Source organism: Herbidospora sp. RD11066, assembly GCF_054661255.1.
Genome location: NZ_BAAGDO010000321.1, coordinates 1 through 243, shown reverse-complemented (window position 1 = coordinate 243; position 243 = coordinate 1). Strand labels below are relative to the sequence as shown.

The following is a 243-nucleotide window of genomic DNA, read 5'->3' as shown; positions in this document are numbered from 1 at the left end:
CCGGCATCGCCGCCGCGTCGCCGGGCGCACAGATGGTCCGGCCCATGATGGTGCTGGTTGCCGCCTCAAGGAGCTCGGGATCCTCGACACGGCCCTGGCCGTGTTCGAAGTCGGCGGCCAAGCGGTCTTAGGGAGACAAGCATTGCTAACAACTCCTTGGCTCACGAACGCCATCGCGACCGTCCGCCTTGCTCTGACGGGCCGGCGCCACCGCGGCCTGCTGGCCACCGGCCGCCGGCGAGT

1 protein-coding gene is annotated in these 243 nt (G+C 70.0%); it reads right to left on the bottom strand.

The genetic code is table 11. From position 1 onward, the window contains the following. A partial coding sequence (locus ACYQ78_RS40030) for an NADH-ubiquinone oxidoreductase-F iron-sulfur binding region domain-containing protein (protein WP_459806222.1) occupies nucleotides 1-121 on the bottom strand: 121 nt, incomplete at its 3' end. Nucleotides 122-243: the final 122 nt, after the last annotated feature.